Origin of the sequence: Nocardioides litoris, assembly GCF_006346315.1 — a bacterium.
Classification (GTDB): domain Bacteria; phylum Actinomycetota; class Actinomycetes; order Propionibacteriales; family Nocardioidaceae; genus Nocardioides; species Nocardioides litoris.
On record NZ_VDMR01000002.1, the window covers coordinates 700,064 to 714,432 of the forward strand.

Below are 14,369 nucleotides of genomic sequence, written 5' to 3' on the forward strand. Positions count from 1 at the left end.
GACGGGTGCAAGCAGCACCAGCCCTGACGCGGAGTATTGCTGTGCCGACAGGCGCCGCGAGCAGACGTCAGCCGTCGCGCATGACCAGGTCGCCTCAAGGACGGGTGGGGCGCCACGAGGTTTCGGTGCGGCGTCCTTTTAAGGAGCAGACGCCGCTAGGCGCTCTAGACGCTTCGGATGGGGCCCGGGTGGCTCACTCACGGCCACTGAGGCCATGCTGAACGCCATGGCACCAGCAGCGACGACCTTCCGCCGCGGCGCGGCTCCCTAGCCGAAGCGACCCGACGTCGGGCCGACTGGCCGGCCGCTGGCCCAGGAGCTGATCCGCGAGCCTTAGAATCATCCCTCTTTAAACGACTTAGGAGTTCTCGTGACCCAAGGCCACGGCGTCGAACCAGGCTTCGGCGGGGAACTGCTGTCGACTTCGGTGAAGAAGGTTCTGCTGGACCGGATCATCCGGGGCCACTACCAGCCGGGAGAGCGGATCGTCGAGCTCCAGGTGTCCAAGGAATTGGGTACGAGCCAGTCGCCCGTACGGGAGGCGCTGAGAGACCTCGCTGCTATCGGAATCGTCACCATTCACTCCCGCCGCGGGGCTCGCGTCCGACTGCCGACGAGCAAGGAGTTGGCTGACATCAGCCTGGTCAGGTCAGAAATCGACGCACTGGCGGCGACGTTGGCCATGCCGCTGCTGAACGAGGATGTGCTCGGCGAACTGCGAGAGGCGTACTTGGACTTGGAGCGGCACCAGGCTGACGGCGACTACGTGGAGATGACGCAGGCCGATGCGCGGTTCCACCGGCTGATCGCCACGACCTCGGGCAACAAGGCCATCCAGCACGTCTTCGATCAGCTCGAGCCGTTCGCCCGGACCTTCATCACCTTGACCCTGCCGAAGGTGAACCACAGTTCGATCGTCACCGAGCACAAGCTGATCCTGGAGGCGCTGGAGGTCGGTGACGTCTCCGCTGCCGCGCGACACGCGCGGGATCATCAACTGAACGTGAGCGCCCTCTTCCGCGATCACTTCGAAGACGCCGGCGAGAATTCCGATGGCGCTACCAGCAGCGAGAGCGCTGTGTAGCGAGTGAGACAGTTGACCGCGGAGATTCCTATCGATTATCGTTTGTGAGGCGGCGAGATCGCGTGGGTCGACTGCGCAACTGACGGGTGCGCAGGTCTCACTCGTTCGACCCAGTCGGGTCCGTGAATCCGACGCTCCTAGACGGAGCTGACGAGCCTGCAGGGCCATCCGCAGAGCCGAGCACCTAGGCCCAGCTCGACCCACATCTCGAGTCGCCAGCGGGAGCACGCCTCTTGTGCCGATCGTGTGGCGGCACCTTCAAGGTACGTCTGCACGTCGGGTCTCATCTGGAGGGTGGGCATGGTCGGCATCGACTACAAGTACAAGGTGGCGACGATCGCGATCGTCGCACTGTTCATGGACCTCCTCGATCTCACCGTCGTGAACGTCGCGCTCCCGACGATCCAACGTGACTTCGGGACCGACAGCGGCGCGATATCTCTCGTCGTGACGGCCTATCTGACGTCCCTGGCGGTCGTGATGCCAGCGAGTGGATGGGCTGCCCAACGGTTCGGAGCGCCTCGGACCTTCCAGTTCGCGGTCGCGGTCTTCACCTTCGCATCACTGCTAGGCGCGGTCTCCTGGAGTTTCGGGGCCCTGGTTGCTGCTCGAGCGCTGCAGGGCGTCGGTGGGGGCCTCCTGGTGCCTGTAGGGATGGCGCTGCTGTTCCGCGCTTTCCCAGAGGACGAGCGGGCGAAGGCTTCTGCCTTGTTCGCCGCGCCAGCAGCGATCGCTCCTGCGCTCGGCCCGCTACTGGGGGGCTTGCTCGTTGACGCGGCGTCCTGGCGATGGGCGTTCATCATCAATCTTCCGGCGGGTGCCGCCGCGTTCGTCCTCGGCGTCGCGTGGCTTCGCAGTGAACCGTCCGACCCGCGTCACCGCCTCGACCTGGGCGGCTTGGTCGCCGTCTCGGCAGGGGTCGTCAGTCTGACGCTAGGACTCACCTGGCTGGCAGACGACGGAGCCAGCCCCTACGTCGTCGGTGCGGGGTTCGTCGCGGTACTGGCCCTCTTCCTGCTGGTTCGGAGACCGTCGGACCAGGCGTCGCCGATCATCGACTTCACCCTGTTCCGGCGAAGAAGCTTCGCGCTGGGCCAGTTCACGATGTTCACCAGCTCCGCTGGGTTCGGCGGTCTCCTCTTCGCTCTTCCGCTGCTCCTGCAGGGGGAAGACGAACTGAACGCCACCCAGACGGGCTTGATCATGGCCCTCCACGCGGTCGGGATCCTGATCGCCACACCGCTCGGGCCACGCCTGGTGAGCCGCTACGGAGACCAGGTGGTGCTGGCCATCGGCATCGTCGGTAGCGCCGTCTGCACCGCAGGCCTGGCCTGTCTGGCTCACGGGGCGACGCAACTCTCGTACGCCGCACTGCTTCTGCTCGCCGGCATCTCCTTCGGACTCATGATCGTGCCCCAGCAGACGATGCCCTTCTCCGAGCTTGCTGACGAAGACCTGCCCCAGGGAACGTCGCTGCTCTCGACCGTGCGCCAGCTCGGACTGGCCGTCGGTACCTCCCTGGTGGCCTTGCCGATTGCCTGGCAGGCGGGACGCGGCGGGTACTCGGTGGCTCTGGCACTAGCAGGCGCAGTCACACTCGCCGGCGCCGCCGCCGTGATGGTGAACCGTCGTGGGCGAGGTGCCCGTCGGGTCGAAGCTCTGTGAGGGCACATGTCAGCGCGTCGCTGGCGAGTGCGACGACGAACGCCATCGAGGCATCGCAGCGGCAGCACTAGCGATGTGACGCGCGGACGGTGGCCTCCCGTCGGCACGACACCGCAGCGGCGGTGACCGGCAGCAACCTTCCATTGAGCCACCACCCCCAGCAGCTCCGACGGGCGCCCGAGGAGCGCCCGGTCGCAGACGGCTTTGTCCGCAATCTCGGCCCGCTCGGACCGCAGTCCGTCCCGCATCTTCGTTCGACCGCCCACCGCGCAAGTCCTACAACGCGCGCGGCCCGCCGACGCTGGGTACGACGGCTCGTGGCCGCCTCGCCGGAACTGTTAGTTCAAGTCTCGCGTCGGATCGTCCAGCCATTGAGCCCGCGATGGCGAGACCGTTGAGGTGTACGCCGAACTAGGAAGGGAAACGACGATGTCGGACAACGCAGAAATGATGTGGTTCGTGACAAGCGCCGTCTCGGTGCTAGCACTCTTGTTCTTCGGGATCCTCGCCGCTTATCGGGCCGAGGATCGGTCGAACGAGGCTCGTGGGACGAGCGGAGCCGGACGGTCCGACGAACCCCGCGTCGTGACAGCGACATTCGGAAAGGCGACGTCAGCCGAGGACGGAGAGCGTCGCCTCGCTTCATGAAGGTCACCGCCTCCCGCATCTCCCCATTCTCGGCGACCGCCGTGTCGTCCTCGGTCGCACATGAACCGAGCTGGACGCCTGGTCGTCGACCGGCAGGCGAGGAGAGAGCGATCGCCCCGCAGAAGCCACTTGCTACAGCAGCGAGGTGCAGGGCGGCCGGGCGTTGAGGTCCAGCAGGCTGCGACATGACGAGGCGTTCCTCACGACGAAGTTGGTGCAGGCGGAGGGCGGGGCACGGCGTGCCACCACCTTCGTCCTGTCACCGCACGAAGTGGTCGCCATCGACCACGTGGCCGACCAGGGCGACCCGACTCCGAACGCACCGGTGGTGGCGGAGCACGCCCGCGGCGGTGACCCGAGCTCCGCCGCGCTCGACACGATCGCCCTGAGCCACACCCGACAACTACTAGAACGACAGGACTTCCATGACCACCTCGCTCCCTCCCCACCCCGACACCGACACCGCAGCCACCGCGAAGACCGCAGTGGTCGTGGGCGGCACCAGTGGTATGGGCCGCGCCGTCGCCCAGTTGCTCCTCGATCGGGGGGAACACGTCATCGTCACCACCCGTGACTCCACCGGCCGGTCCGCTGAGGAGCTACGGGCCGCTGGTGCTTCAGTCGTCACCAGCGACATCACGACAGAAGACGGATTCGACACTGTCATCTCGGCACTGGCGGGAGGGACGGTGGATCACCTGGTTCTCAGCGCCGCTCACCTGCAGTACAAGCCGTTTCGTGAGTTCTCCGCTGAAGAGGCTTCCAGCACAGTGGTAGGCAAGCTGATGGGCTACTGGCGCGTGGTGCACCAGGTAGCGCCTGCGCTCGCAGCGGACGCGAGTGTGGTGCTCTTCTCCGGAGTCGCGGCAAGCCGACCTGGCCCGGGAACGGCAGCTGTGACGGCAGCCAACGCCGGCATCGAGGGGCTCGGCCGTTCGCTGGCCATCGAGCTGGCACCCGTCCGGGTCAACGTGCTCAACCCCGGGATCTTCGACACCCCGTCCTGGAGCGAAATGCCCGAGGCCGAGCGTCGTGCCTTCTTCGAGTCGACCGCCGGCTCCGTCCCGGCCGGACGCGTCGGCGAACCCGCTGACGCCGCTCACGCGGTCGCGTTCCTCCTCGACAATCCGCATGTCACCGGAACCACGTTGACCCTGGATGGGGGCGGGCTACTCGTCTAGGCGGCTCCAGTGCCACCTGTCCTCGGGGGCCGCGCCCGCCAGGAGGGACTGAGAGCCTGCTCCGGCTCGATGAAGGGTGGGTCCGTCGTGGTGCGTTGACCGTCGACAGCGGATGGCTCGCCTCCTTCGCGGAACCACGGGAGAGCAGCCGGTCACCAAACACAGCCCAGCGCCGCTGTCCGCCGTCGATGACCGAAGAACCCTTCGAGGTGCGTCGCCAGGCGAGACGGCCAGTGAGCCCCGGGCGGAAGGCCCACGACGCTCAGCCAGCGGCTTGACTCCTCCAAGCCCTGGGAGAGGTCCCGTGCACCTGACGGAACCTCCTGCTGAAGTACGTCGGATCAGGAAACCCCGTGGACCGTGCCACCATCTCCACAGGCAAATCTGTGGTGAGCAGGAGCTGTCGCGCTTCGGACATGCGCCGTTCCGTGATCCACTCCAACACCGTGCGGCCTGTCCGTTCCTTGACGAGCGTGGACAGATGGGTCGCAGAGACGTTCATCGAGCGCGCTACGTCAGTGGTCGACAACGGGTTGCGAAACCCCTTCTCGATAGCCTCGAAGCACGCGGCGAGCAGCGGCTGGTTGTTGCGCCTGTACTGGCTCGTCACATCCGCGGCGAGCCGTGCGACATTCACCAAGAGCAGGACGACCTGGGCTGCGCTCGCGATCCGGTAACCGTCGTCACGGGTCTCCAGTTCGCGTTGCATGTCGGTGAGGAGGCTCTCGAGCATCGAGCGCCGATGGGCAGGTACGGCCAGCCGACCGAGGGGCGGGTCCTGTTCAGAGACGAGGAACGCGCTGAGCATCGGGTTGGCGCGCCAGAGCGGCAGAGAGCCCGCGATCTCGGGAATCGACGCCATCGCACTCGGCGAGAACTCGACGACCCATCCCCGGGCGTCACCCATCCCGCCGAGGTCGTGGGCCAGGCGCGGTGGGACTAGGAAGAGGGTCCCTGGCTCGATCTCCAGGTCATGGCCGCTGATCCGGTGCGAACCCGTGCCCTCCGCGAAGTACAGGATCTCCAGATCATGATGGGCGTGGGCGCCGACGCCCACACGGGTGTGCGAACTGTCGAAGGGGGCGACCTTGACCGCCGGCCGCATCGGGCCCGGGTCGAGGGGTCCGAACAGCGGCACCGACCGCGTTGGCTCTTTCATGGCACCCCCGTCGTCGGCAGCCGTTGACACCAGAGTCTGTCACCACGGAGGAAGTCCAAGAGCACCGGTGAATCGGTCAACTACTCGTACCTACTGGGCGCCAGTCTCAAGACATGCACATCCCGTTCGTGAGCACGATCCGATGACAGGCTTCCTCGTCGCCGCCGTCATCGTCGTCGCAGCGTTGGTCGGCGGCTGCTGTGCCGGGATCGTCTGGCCAGGCCACCACGGCAAGACCCAGCCGGACGACCGCCGATGAGGCCGCTGGTGTGGATGTCAGCGATCTGCGCGTCCGTGTGGGGACCGATGATCCCCTTGTACTGGTTCACAGCCCGCGAAGCGGCCGGTACCGCTGGTCTGTCATTCGTCACGTTCGTGGCGCTGCTCCTGTTCGGGTACTCGCTCCTGACGCACGTTCGGCTGTCGATCCAGTTGGACGACGACCTTACGGCCGAGATGTCGGGGGGTGCCGGTGAGCTCGGCTTCTTCCCGGCACAGAGCTGGGCTCCTCTGCACGCCGCCGGCGCGATCGGCGTCATCTCGCTCGGCGTCGCCGTTGGTTGGTGGCTCGTGGTCGTGGGTGCCGGGCTGGCCGTACCGGCAGCGCTGTTCTGGGTCTTCGAGTACTACGTCGGAGTCCATGCCCACTAGATCGAGCACGCCGGGCCCAACGGCTGTGAGCCGTGTCCGGCCGTTCACCGAGAAACCAGAGCAAGAACAGGAGCAGCCATGACGAGCACCGCGGAGCCCACCAAGCCCCGGAGCGGGGACGACGTCACGAGCAACGCTGCGGTGTTGGCAGAGAGCACGACGGGATACGCCTACGGCTGGGCCGACACCGACGTCGCCGGCGCCACCGCCCAGCGCGGCCTCAGCGAGGACGTCGTCCGCAACATCTCGACGCTCAAGAACGAGCCGCAGTGGATGCTCGACCTGCGCCTGAAGGGCCTCAAGCTCTTCCACCGCAAGCCCATGCCGACCTGGGGCTCCGACCTCGGCGGCATCGACTTCGACAACATCAAGTACTTCGTGCGCTCCTCCGAGAAGCAGGCCGCCACCTGGGACGACCTGCCCGAGGAGATCAAGAACACCTACGACAAGCTCGGCATCCCCGAGGCGGAGAAGCAGCGCCTGGTCTCCGGCGTCGCCGCGCAGTACGAGTCCGAGGTCGTCTACCACTCGATCCGCGAGGACCTCGAGGCCCAGGGCGTGCTGTTCCTCGACACCGACACCGCCCTGCGCGAGCAGCCCGAGCTGTTCCAGGAGTACTTCGGCACCGTCATCCCCGTCGGTGACAACAAGTTCGCCGCGCTCAACACCTCGGTGTGGTCGGGCGGCTCGTTCATCTACGTGCCCAAGGGCGTCCACGTCGACATCCCGCTGCAGGCCTACTTCCGGATCAACACCGAGAACATGGGCCAGTTCGAGCGCACGCTGATCATCGTCGACGAGGACGCCTACGTGCACTACGTCGAGGGCTGCACCGCGCCGATCTACTCCTCCGACTCGCTGCACTCCGCGGTCGTCGAGATCATCGTCAAGAAGGGCGGCCGCTGCCGCTACACGACGATCCAGAACTGGTCCAACAACGTCTACAACCTCGTCACCAAGCGCGCGGTCTGCGAGGCCGGCGCGACCATGGAGTGGGTCGACGGCAACATCGGCTCCAAGGTGACGATGAAGTACCCCGCCGTCTACCTCATGGGCGAGCACGCCAAGGGCGAGACGCTCTCGATCGCGTTCGCCGGGCCCGGCCAGCACCTCGACAACGGCGCCAAGATGGTCCACGCCGCGCCCCGGACCTCGTCGAACGTGCTTTCCAAGTCCGTCGCTCGAGGAGGCGGTCGAACGTCTTACCGCGGACTCGTCCAGGTCAACGAGGAGGCCAGGGGGAGTCAGTCGAACGTCATCTGCGACACCCTCCTGGTCGACTCGATCAGCCGGTCTGACACCTACCCCTACGTCGACATCCGCGAGGACGACGTGTCGATGGGCCATGAGGCATCGGTCTCGCGCATCAGCGAGGACCAGCTCTTCTACGTCATGTCCCGGGGTCTCCGAGAGGACGAAGCCCGCGCAGTCATCGTGCGGGGCTTCGTCGAGCCGATCGCCAAGGAGCTCCCGATGGAGTACGCCCTCGAGCTCAACCGCCTCATCGAGCTACAGATGGACGGTGCCATCGGCTAGCTCGCAACCGCCCCAGCACGTGCATCACGGGGCCCGTCAGGGTCCACGACAACGAGAGGCGTCACGCCATGCCCCAGATCAGCTCCACCATCGCTCCCTTCGAACTCAACGCCTACCGCAACGGCGAATTCATCCGAGTCAGCGACCACGACTTCGCAGGACGGTGGAACGTGGTGATGTTCTACCCCGGAGACTTCACCTTCGTGTGTCCCACCGAGCTCGAGGACCTGGCCAACCACCACGACGAGTTCGAGCAGCTCGGCGTCCGGCTCTACTCGGCGTCGACCGACAGCCACTTCGCCCACAAGGCTTGGCACGACTCGTCCTCGGCGGTCGGCAAGGTCCAGTACACGATGCTGGCCGATCCCACGCATGAGTTCACCCGCGCCTTCGATGTCTTGGTCGAGCAGACGGGCCAAGCGCTGCGGGGCACGTTCGTCATCGATCCGAACGGAGTCATCCGGGTCGTCGAGGTCCATGACGACGGTGTCGGTCGCAACGCTGCCGAACTGCTCCGCAAGGTGAAGGCAGCCCAGTACATCGCTGCCCACCCCGGTGAGGTCTGCCCCGCGAACTGGGACGAAGGCGGCGAGACCCTAGCTCCCACCTTCGACCTCGTCGGCAAGATCTGATGCTCGACGAAGCAACTCGGTCCCGGCTCGCCACCTACCTCAAACTGCTCACCAGACCGGTCACCATCACCGCTGCCCTGGACGAGGGCAGCGTGTCGCACCAGGTACGCGAGCTGCTGGCGCACTTCGCAGAAAGCCCGCTCGTGCAAGTGAGCGAGACCGTTTCCGCTGACTCACGCCGAGTCCCGTCGTTCGGCGTAGCTGCCACCGGCGCTACTGCGCGGGTCGCGTTCGCTGGGGTCCCGCTCGGACACGAGTTCTCGTCGCTGCTGTTGGCCGTCCTCCAGGCTGGAGGAGTAGCAGTGAAGGGAGAAGCCGATCTCTTGGAATCTGCTTCTCGGCTCGCAGGCCCCTTGCACTTCGAGACGTACTTCTCGCAGAGCTGCCAGAGCTGCCCCGAAGTGATCCAGGCGCTGAACGCGCTGGCCGCCCTCAACGACAACGTGACCCACACCGCCGTCGAGGGCTCTGCTTTCGCGACCGAGGTCGCGGACCGCGGGGTGATGAGCGTCCCGACCGTCTACCTCAACGGAGCGGCGTTCTCCCACGGTCGCATGGGCCTCGCCGAGATCCTGTGGCGCCTGAGCTCCGACGTCCCCGATGAGGGCAGCGCGGTGCTCGCGGACCAGGACGAGTACGACGTCCTGGTCATCGGTGGTGGACCCGCCGGGGCGACGGCTGCGGTGTACGCCGCACGGAAGGGACTACGGACCGCGATCGTCGCGGAGCACCTCGGAGGACAGGTGCTCGACACCGCTGGGATCGAGAACTTTCCTTCGGTGCGCCACACCGAAGGTGTGCGGTTCGCCCGGGACCTCGAGGAGCAGGTTCGGAGCCACGAGATCGATGTCGCACTCGGGCAGCGAGCGCGAACGCTCCGGAACAGCTCGGGTGCAGACCGTGCAGCCAGCACCGTCATTCTCGAGAGTGGCGCGCAGGTCACGTCACGTACCGTGGTGCTGGCCACCGGTGCCCGGTGGCGGACGCTCGATGTGCCAGGCGAGGCGGAGTACCGCAATCGCGGCGTCTCGTTCTGCCCCCACTGCGACGGACCGTTGTTCGCCGGCAAGGACGTCGCTGTCGTCGGGGGCGGGAACTCGGGCCTCGAGGCCGCGATCGACCTCTCGGCGCTGGCGCGTTCAGTCACCCTGTTCGAGTACGCCGACCAGGTCAACGCTGACCGGGTCCTTGTCGAGGCAGCAACGGCAAGACCGAACATCGACGTCGTCACGGGCGCACGTGTTACCGAAGTGCTCGGCGACACCGAACGGGTGACCGGTGTCGCCTGGTCGTCACGGAGCCAGGATTTCCGTCAGGTCACCGAGGTCGACGGTGTGTTCGTGCAGATCGGCCTAGTGCCGAACACGGACTGGCTCGAGAACGCGGTCGGTCGCAACGCTGCGGGTGAGGTGGTCGTGGACAGTCACGGCCGCACGACGATGACCGGTGTCTTCGCTTCGGGCGACTGCACCGACGGACCCTACAAGCAGATCATCACCGCAGCCGGAGAGGGCGCCCGAGCGTCCCTCGCTGCGTTCGAGTACCTCGTGCGGCTTCCGGCCCTGACGGCCTGAGCCCGACGTCAACAAAGCTCACCAGAAGGAAACGCATGACCGTCAATTCCTACCCCTTCGCCGACAAGACCGTTCTGGTCACCGGTGGTGGCAGCGGCATCGGCCGCGCCATTGCCGAGGCGTTCCTCGCCAACGGCGCCAACGTCGTCGTGGGTGGCCGACGCGTCGAGCGTCTGCACGACACGCTGGCCGACGCGCCCGAAGGTCGCGCCTTGGCGGTGCGGCTCGACGTCGCCGATCCTGTGTCCGTGGACGACGCGGTCACCACGACCATCGAACGGTTCGGGCGCCTCGATGTGGTGGTCAGCAACGCTGCGGCCTACGCCAACGGCGACTTCGTCGACCTCGTCGAGACCGAGTGGGAGAAGATCCGGGCGACGAACATCGACGGCTTCGTCCACATCGCCAGCCGAACACTGCCGGAGCTCGAACGAACTGGCGGGAACGTGGTCGCGGTCGGCTCGGTCTCAGGCTTCCGAGGGGACTGGGGACAGGCCCTCTACAACGCGAGCAAGGCGGCGGTCATGAATCTCATCCAATCCCTCGCGCTCGACTACGGCGAACGCGGCGTGCGTCTGAACGCAGTGGCCCCCGCGGCGACGCGAACAGAGATGACCGAAGCGTTCACTCAGGACGAGACCGCCGTGAGTGCAGCCACCAACCGGGTGGCTCTGGGACGGCTCGGCGAGCCGAGTGACATCGCGCCCGCCGTCCTCTTCCTGGCCAGTGAGGACGCCCGCTACATCACCGGTTCCTGGCTTCCGGTCGACGGGGGCACGAGCGCCTCGACCGGTCAGGCGCACTAGTGGTCACACGCCCACAGGAAGCGGCGGGGACCCGCACCATTGTGCGTCACACAGGAGCTGGTCGGTCCAGCGCTGCCGGACGACGGGGTCGCTGCCGACCGATACGCTCGACCCTTGACCGACTGGTTGTCGGTCCGAGGCCCTGACGGTGATCGAGCGCCTGCAGAGCCCGATCTGGTCAGGTTCACCAGTCGGTGTCAGCTGAGTCGGAGGCGGGACCTGAGGGACGGACGCTGCCGACGGTCATCAGCGCAGCGGCTGCAGCAAGAGCGCCTAACAGTGCCGACCACAGGCCGACCGAGGACCCGCCGACGACGCGGCAGGCCACGGCCGTCGCCGAGCAGACGACCAACCACCAAGCGTCGGCGCTGACCAGCGTCCTCCGCACCGCACTGGGCCAGGACATGAGTGCGGCGAGCAGGGAGACAAGGATCTGCAGGCTCGCGATGAGGAGCCCGATGATCCCTGCGACGTCGAGTGCGCTCATGACAACTCCGAGGTGCGTCGGTGCCTGTTCGACATGGATGAGGTGGAGGTGGCCGGGGCGCAGCCAGCTCGGACGGCGGGTTCGCCGTGAGCGACCACAGCCAGGCCGCCATCAGTCGCTGCGGCTGCTGCTGCGGACCTCGGTGCTGAGCTGCCGAGTCCGGCGCACCGCACGTGCCCCGCGCCCACTCCCGAGCGGAGCGACAGACCCGGGATGCGGCGGCCCGAACGTTGCGGTCGTGCCCGCGGACCGACCTCGGCGACAGCCGGCCTCACGCCGGGAACGCGACGTCGGGTGCACTGTCCATCCCGATCCCGAGATAGCGACGCTGCAGATCGCCACTGGCGACGAGCTCCTGCGAGGACAGATGTGCTGCGACTCGTCCGTTGGCGATGACCACGACGTGGTCTGACATGGCAGTGGCAGCAGCCAGGTTCTGCTCCACCACGAGGATGTCCATCCCTGCCTCGGCCAGCCCGTGGCAGGCTGCGATCACCTGGTCGACCACGATCGGTGCCAGGCCCTCGGAGGGCTCGTCCATCACCAACAGACGAGGCTGGGTCAGCAGGGCACGGCCGATCGCCAGCATCTGCTGCTCCCCGCCAGACAGGGAGGTCCCGCGCGTCTGGAGTCGTTCGCTCAGTCGGGGGAACAGCTCGCACACCCGCGCGACGGTCCATTCGCCGCGGCGTTGAGCGACTCTCAGGGTCTCTTCGACCGTCAGGGAGCCGAACAACCTGCGCCCCTGCGGGACGTAGGCGATTCCGAGCCGGGATCGGCGGTGCGCAGGGAGTCGTTCGACCTGGCGTCCGTGGACGTTGATGCGTCCCTCGACGCGCGACCCAGGAGCCCGGAGCACGCCTGTGATCGCCTCGCAGAGAGTCGTCTTGCCCATGCCGTTCCGGCCGATGACCGCCAAGACACCCGAGGTCAGCTCGAGCTCGAGATCCTGCAGCACGTGCGCAGACCCGCGCCATCCCTGGAGGGCCTCGATCGTCAGTGCGCTGTCAGACATGGCTGACTCCCAGGTAGATCTCGTGGACGAGGTCGCTGGCGACGACCTCGTCCGGTGTGCCCTCGAAGACGACGCGGCCATCGGCCATCACCGTGACGGAGTCGGTCACCGCGAGCGCGACGTTCATGTCGTGCTCGATGAGGAGCAGCGTGAGGTCGCGGTCCAGGTCGTGCAGGAGCTGGGTGAGCATCTCCCGCTCGGACGGCGACAAGCCGGCTGCCGGCTCGTCCAGGACGAGAACCCTCGGCCGCGAGGCCAGGGCCATGGCGAGCTCGAGCTGGCGCTTCGCGCCGTGGGAGAGCGCTGCCGCTCGGTCGCCCATCAGACGGGTGAGGTGGACGCGTGCGGCGAGCTCGCGCGCACGCTCCCGACGCGCCCGCTGGGCCCGACCGCCGGGAGCTGGCCGCCAGAGTCCACCGTCGGACCCGATCAGCGCCAGAGCGATGTTGTCCTCGACGCTCAGACCCGAGAACAACTTCGACTCCTGGTAGGTGCGGGCGAGCCCTCGGGCGACCCGGCGCCGGCCACTTTCCTCGGTGACGTCGGCTCCGAACAGCTCGATGGTCCCTTCGCTCGTGGGGACAGCCCCAGCGATGAGGTTGACCAGGGTGGTCTTGCCAGCCCCGTTCGGCCCGAGCAGGGCCCGCTTCGTGCCGACCTCGAGCTGCATGTCGACCTCACGCACCGCGAGAAGTCCGCCGAAGCGGCGACTCACCCCGCGCAAGGAGAGTGCCGGCGACGTCATCACGGGCAGCTGGGGTTGTCGCGGTCGTTGGCGGGCTGCGCGATGTACTCGTCGCGGTCGAGCCCGAGCGTCTGGTTGACCTCCGGGACCGTCTCGATCAGCTCGGAGGACCCGCCCCTGACCTCGAAGAGGTAGTTGTTGGCGATGGCCTGACGGTTCTCGTCCAGCTCCACCGGGCCGACAGGCGTCTCGAGCTGCAGCGACGTCAGTGCGGCATTGAGCGCCTCGTGCCCGTCGTCCAGCACGCCCTCGACCTCGTCCAACGCGTCGAGGGTGGCGGTCATCTCGATGTAGTAGCCGACGTCGAAGAGTCCCGGCGGGGGAGCGTCGGGGAACGTCGCGGCGAGGGTGTCGGCGTACGCCCGGTACTCGGGCGTGTCCAGAGCTGCGACAGGACCGGCGGAGATGATCCCCTCAGCCCGGTCGCCCAGGCCCTCGATGACCGAGCCGTCGACCGAGATCGATCCGCCGAGAATCGGCGTGCCAGCCAGGGGGGACTCGTCGAGCTGCTTGGTGAAGTTCAGGACGTCGGCGCCACCGAGGGCGACGAAGAGGGCGTCGACATCGCTGGGGATGGTGGCGATGTAGGAGGAGAAGTCCTTGGTCCCGAGCGGGACCCAGATCTTGTCGGGCACAGTTCCGCCGTCGGCGCAGAAGGGCGCCATGAACCCGCCGACCTGGTCGTAGGGGAAGGAGTAGTCCTCCCCGATGGTGACCACCTTGTCGTATCCCAGGTCGTCTGCGGCGTACGCACCGAGACCGGCCATCCACTGCGCACCGTCGGTGGTGAACCGGAAGAAGTTGGGAGCCGGGTCGCGTAGCGTCGTGTCCTGGGCACCGGAGGTGCCGTTGACGAAGGTGACCTCGGGGTGCTGCCTGGCGTACTCCTTCACCGCGAGACCCTCGTCGCCCGAGAGCGGACCGACGAGGATGTCGACGGCGTCCTTCTCGACGAGCTGACGAGTCGCGGCGAGTGCGGCGTCGGGCGTGGCGTCGGAGGACTCGATGACGAGTTCGACGTCCTGGCCACCGATGGAGAGGCCCGTGATGCCGTCCCGGTCGCCCGTGCCGTCCAGGGTCGCGCCGGCGTTCACGAGGGCGACCTTGGCGCCTTGGTTGGCCGACTGCCCGAGGGCGGCGTACGCCCCGTCGAGGGTCGAGAGCAGACCGATCTTGATCACGCCGT

The 14,369-nt window shown here is 67.1% G+C and carries 13 protein-coding genes; 8 read left to right on the forward strand and 5 right to left on the reverse strand.

The features are described 5' to 3' along the window. Window positions 1-370: 370 nt before the first annotated feature. From FJQ57_RS11385 to FJQ57_RS11395, 3 genes are all read left to right on the forward strand, one after another. Window positions 371-1,084 carry a GntR family transcriptional regulator gene (locus FJQ57_RS11385; RefSeq protein ID WP_139980244.1) on the forward strand — a complete coding sequence of 238 codons (714 nt, stop codon included), beginning with the start codon at window positions 371-373 and terminating at the stop codon, window positions 1,082-1,084. A gap of 300 nt (window positions 1,085-1,384) precedes the next feature. Further along, window positions 1,385-2,749 carry a DHA2 family efflux MFS transporter permease subunit gene (locus FJQ57_RS11390; RefSeq protein WP_139980246.1) on the forward strand — a complete coding sequence of 455 codons (1,365 nt, stop codon included), beginning with the start codon at window positions 1,385-1,387 and terminating at the stop codon, window positions 2,747-2,749. Between the two features lie 1,073 nt (window positions 2,750-3,822). Further along, the gene (locus tag FJQ57_RS11395) at window positions 3,823-4,578 is read left to right on the forward strand and encodes an SDR family oxidoreductase (RefSeq protein WP_139980248.1); all 756 of its coding nucleotides are present in this window, start codon (window positions 3,823-3,825) and stop codon (window positions 4,576-4,578) included. 262 nt (window positions 4,579-4,840) lie between these two features. On the opposite strand, the gene FJQ57_RS11400 is transcribed toward FJQ57_RS11395, so the two are convergent. Continuing rightward, window positions 4,841-5,737 (reverse strand): AraC family transcriptional regulator, encoded by an 897-nt coding sequence (locus tag FJQ57_RS11400; protein ID WP_139980250.1) that lies wholly within the window; start codon window positions 5,735-5,737, stop codon window positions 4,841-4,843. 255 nt (window positions 5,738-5,992) lie between these two features. Between FJQ57_RS11400 and ctaF the strand changes: the two genes are divergently transcribed. The 5 genes from ctaF to budC all read left to right on the forward strand — a co-directional run bounded on the left by ctaF (window position 5,993) and on the right by budC (window position 10,936). Then, on the forward strand, window positions 5,993-6,388 hold the full coding sequence (gene ctaF / locus FJQ57_RS11405) for an aa3-type cytochrome oxidase subunit IV (RefSeq protein WP_139980252.1): 396 nt from the start codon (window positions 5,993-5,995) through the stop codon (window positions 6,386-6,388). A 78-nt stretch (window positions 6,389-6,466) separates the two neighbouring features. Then, entirely contained in the window at window positions 6,467-7,924 is a 1,458-nt protein-coding gene (sufB, locus tag FJQ57_RS11410) for a Fe-S cluster assembly protein SufB (RefSeq protein ID WP_139980254.1), read from the forward strand. A 68-nt stretch (window positions 7,925-7,992) separates the two neighbouring features. Further along, the gene (gene ahpC / locus FJQ57_RS11415; protein ID WP_139980256.1) at window positions 7,993-8,556 is read left to right on the forward strand and encodes an alkyl hydroperoxide reductase subunit C; all 564 of its coding nucleotides are present in this window, start codon (window positions 7,993-7,995) and stop codon (window positions 8,554-8,556) included. Next, complete coding sequence (gene ahpF, locus FJQ57_RS11420; RefSeq protein ID WP_139980258.1) at window positions 8,556-10,130, forward strand: alkyl hydroperoxide reductase subunit F; 1,575 nt, start codon at window positions 8,556-8,558, stop codon at window positions 10,128-10,130. Before ahpC ends, ahpF begins: the two co-directional genes overlap by 1 nt. 35 nt (window positions 10,131-10,165) lie before the next feature. Further along, on the forward strand, window positions 10,166-10,936 hold the full coding sequence (gene budC / locus FJQ57_RS11425) for a meso-2,3-butanediol dehydrogenase (protein ID WP_139980259.1): 771 nt from the start codon (window positions 10,166-10,168) through the stop codon (window positions 10,934-10,936). 184 nt (window positions 10,937-11,120) lie between these two features. Here the strand turns inward: budC and FJQ57_RS11430 are convergent, their stop codons facing one another. The 4 genes from FJQ57_RS11430 to FJQ57_RS11445 form a co-directional block, all read right to left on the reverse strand. Then, the gene (locus tag FJQ57_RS11430; protein WP_139980261.1) at window positions 11,121-11,423 is read right to left on the reverse strand and encodes a hypothetical protein; all 303 of its coding nucleotides are present in this window, start codon (window positions 11,421-11,423) and stop codon (window positions 11,121-11,123) included. Between the two features lie 271 nt (window positions 11,424-11,694). Further along, the gene (locus FJQ57_RS11435) at window positions 11,695-12,438 is read right to left on the reverse strand and encodes an ABC transporter ATP-binding protein (protein WP_139980263.1); all 744 of its coding nucleotides are present in this window, start codon (window positions 12,436-12,438) and stop codon (window positions 11,695-11,697) included. Continuing rightward, window positions 12,431-13,153: an ABC transporter ATP-binding protein gene (locus FJQ57_RS11440; protein WP_211348856.1), complete on the reverse strand. Its 723-nt coding sequence runs from the start codon at window positions 13,151-13,153 to the stop codon at window positions 12,431-12,433. Before FJQ57_RS11440 ends, FJQ57_RS11435 begins: the two co-directional genes overlap by 8 nt. 29 nt (window positions 13,154-13,182) lie before the next feature. Further along, window positions 13,183-14,364, reverse strand: coding sequence for an ABC transporter substrate-binding protein (locus FJQ57_RS11445; RefSeq protein ID WP_170219391.1), 1,182 nt, complete (start codon window positions 14,362-14,364; stop codon window positions 13,183-13,185). Between the last annotated feature and the right edge of the window lie 5 nt (window positions 14,365-14,369).

Bases quoted from the DNA above. Each gene is read 5' to 3' on its own strand.
- FJQ57_RS11390 (WP_139980246.1), top strand. From the start codon at position 1,385: ATGGTCGGCATCGACTACAAGTACAAGGTGGCGACGATCGCGATCGTC.
- FJQ57_RS11395 (WP_139980248.1), top strand. From the start codon at position 3,823: ATGACCACCTCGCTCCCTCCCCACCCCGACACCGACACCGCAGCCACC.
- FJQ57_RS11400 (WP_139980250.1), bottom strand. From the start codon at position 5,737: ATGAAAGAGCCAACGCGGTCGGTGCCGCTGTTCGGACCCCTCGACCCG.
- ctaF (WP_139980252.1), top strand. From the start codon at position 5,993: ATGAGGCCGCTGGTGTGGATGTCAGCGATCTGCGCGTCCGTGTGGGGA.
- sufB (WP_139980254.1), top strand. From the start codon at position 6,467: ATGACGAGCACCGCGGAGCCCACCAAGCCCCGGAGCGGGGACGACGTC.
- ahpC (WP_139980256.1), top strand. From the start codon at position 7,993: ATGCCCCAGATCAGCTCCACCATCGCTCCCTTCGAACTCAACGCCTAC.
- ahpF (WP_139980258.1), top strand. From the start codon at position 8,556: ATGCTCGACGAAGCAACTCGGTCCCGGCTCGCCACCTACCTCAAACTG.
- budC (WP_139980259.1), top strand. From the start codon at position 10,166: ATGACCGTCAATTCCTACCCCTTCGCCGACAAGACCGTTCTGGTCACC.
- FJQ57_RS11430 (WP_139980261.1), bottom strand. From the start codon at position 11,423: ATGAGCGCACTCGACGTCGCAGGGATCATCGGGCTCCTCATCGCGAGC.
- FJQ57_RS11435 (WP_139980263.1), bottom strand. From the start codon at position 12,438: ATGTCTGACAGCGCACTGACGATCGAGGCCCTCCAGGGATGGCGCGGG.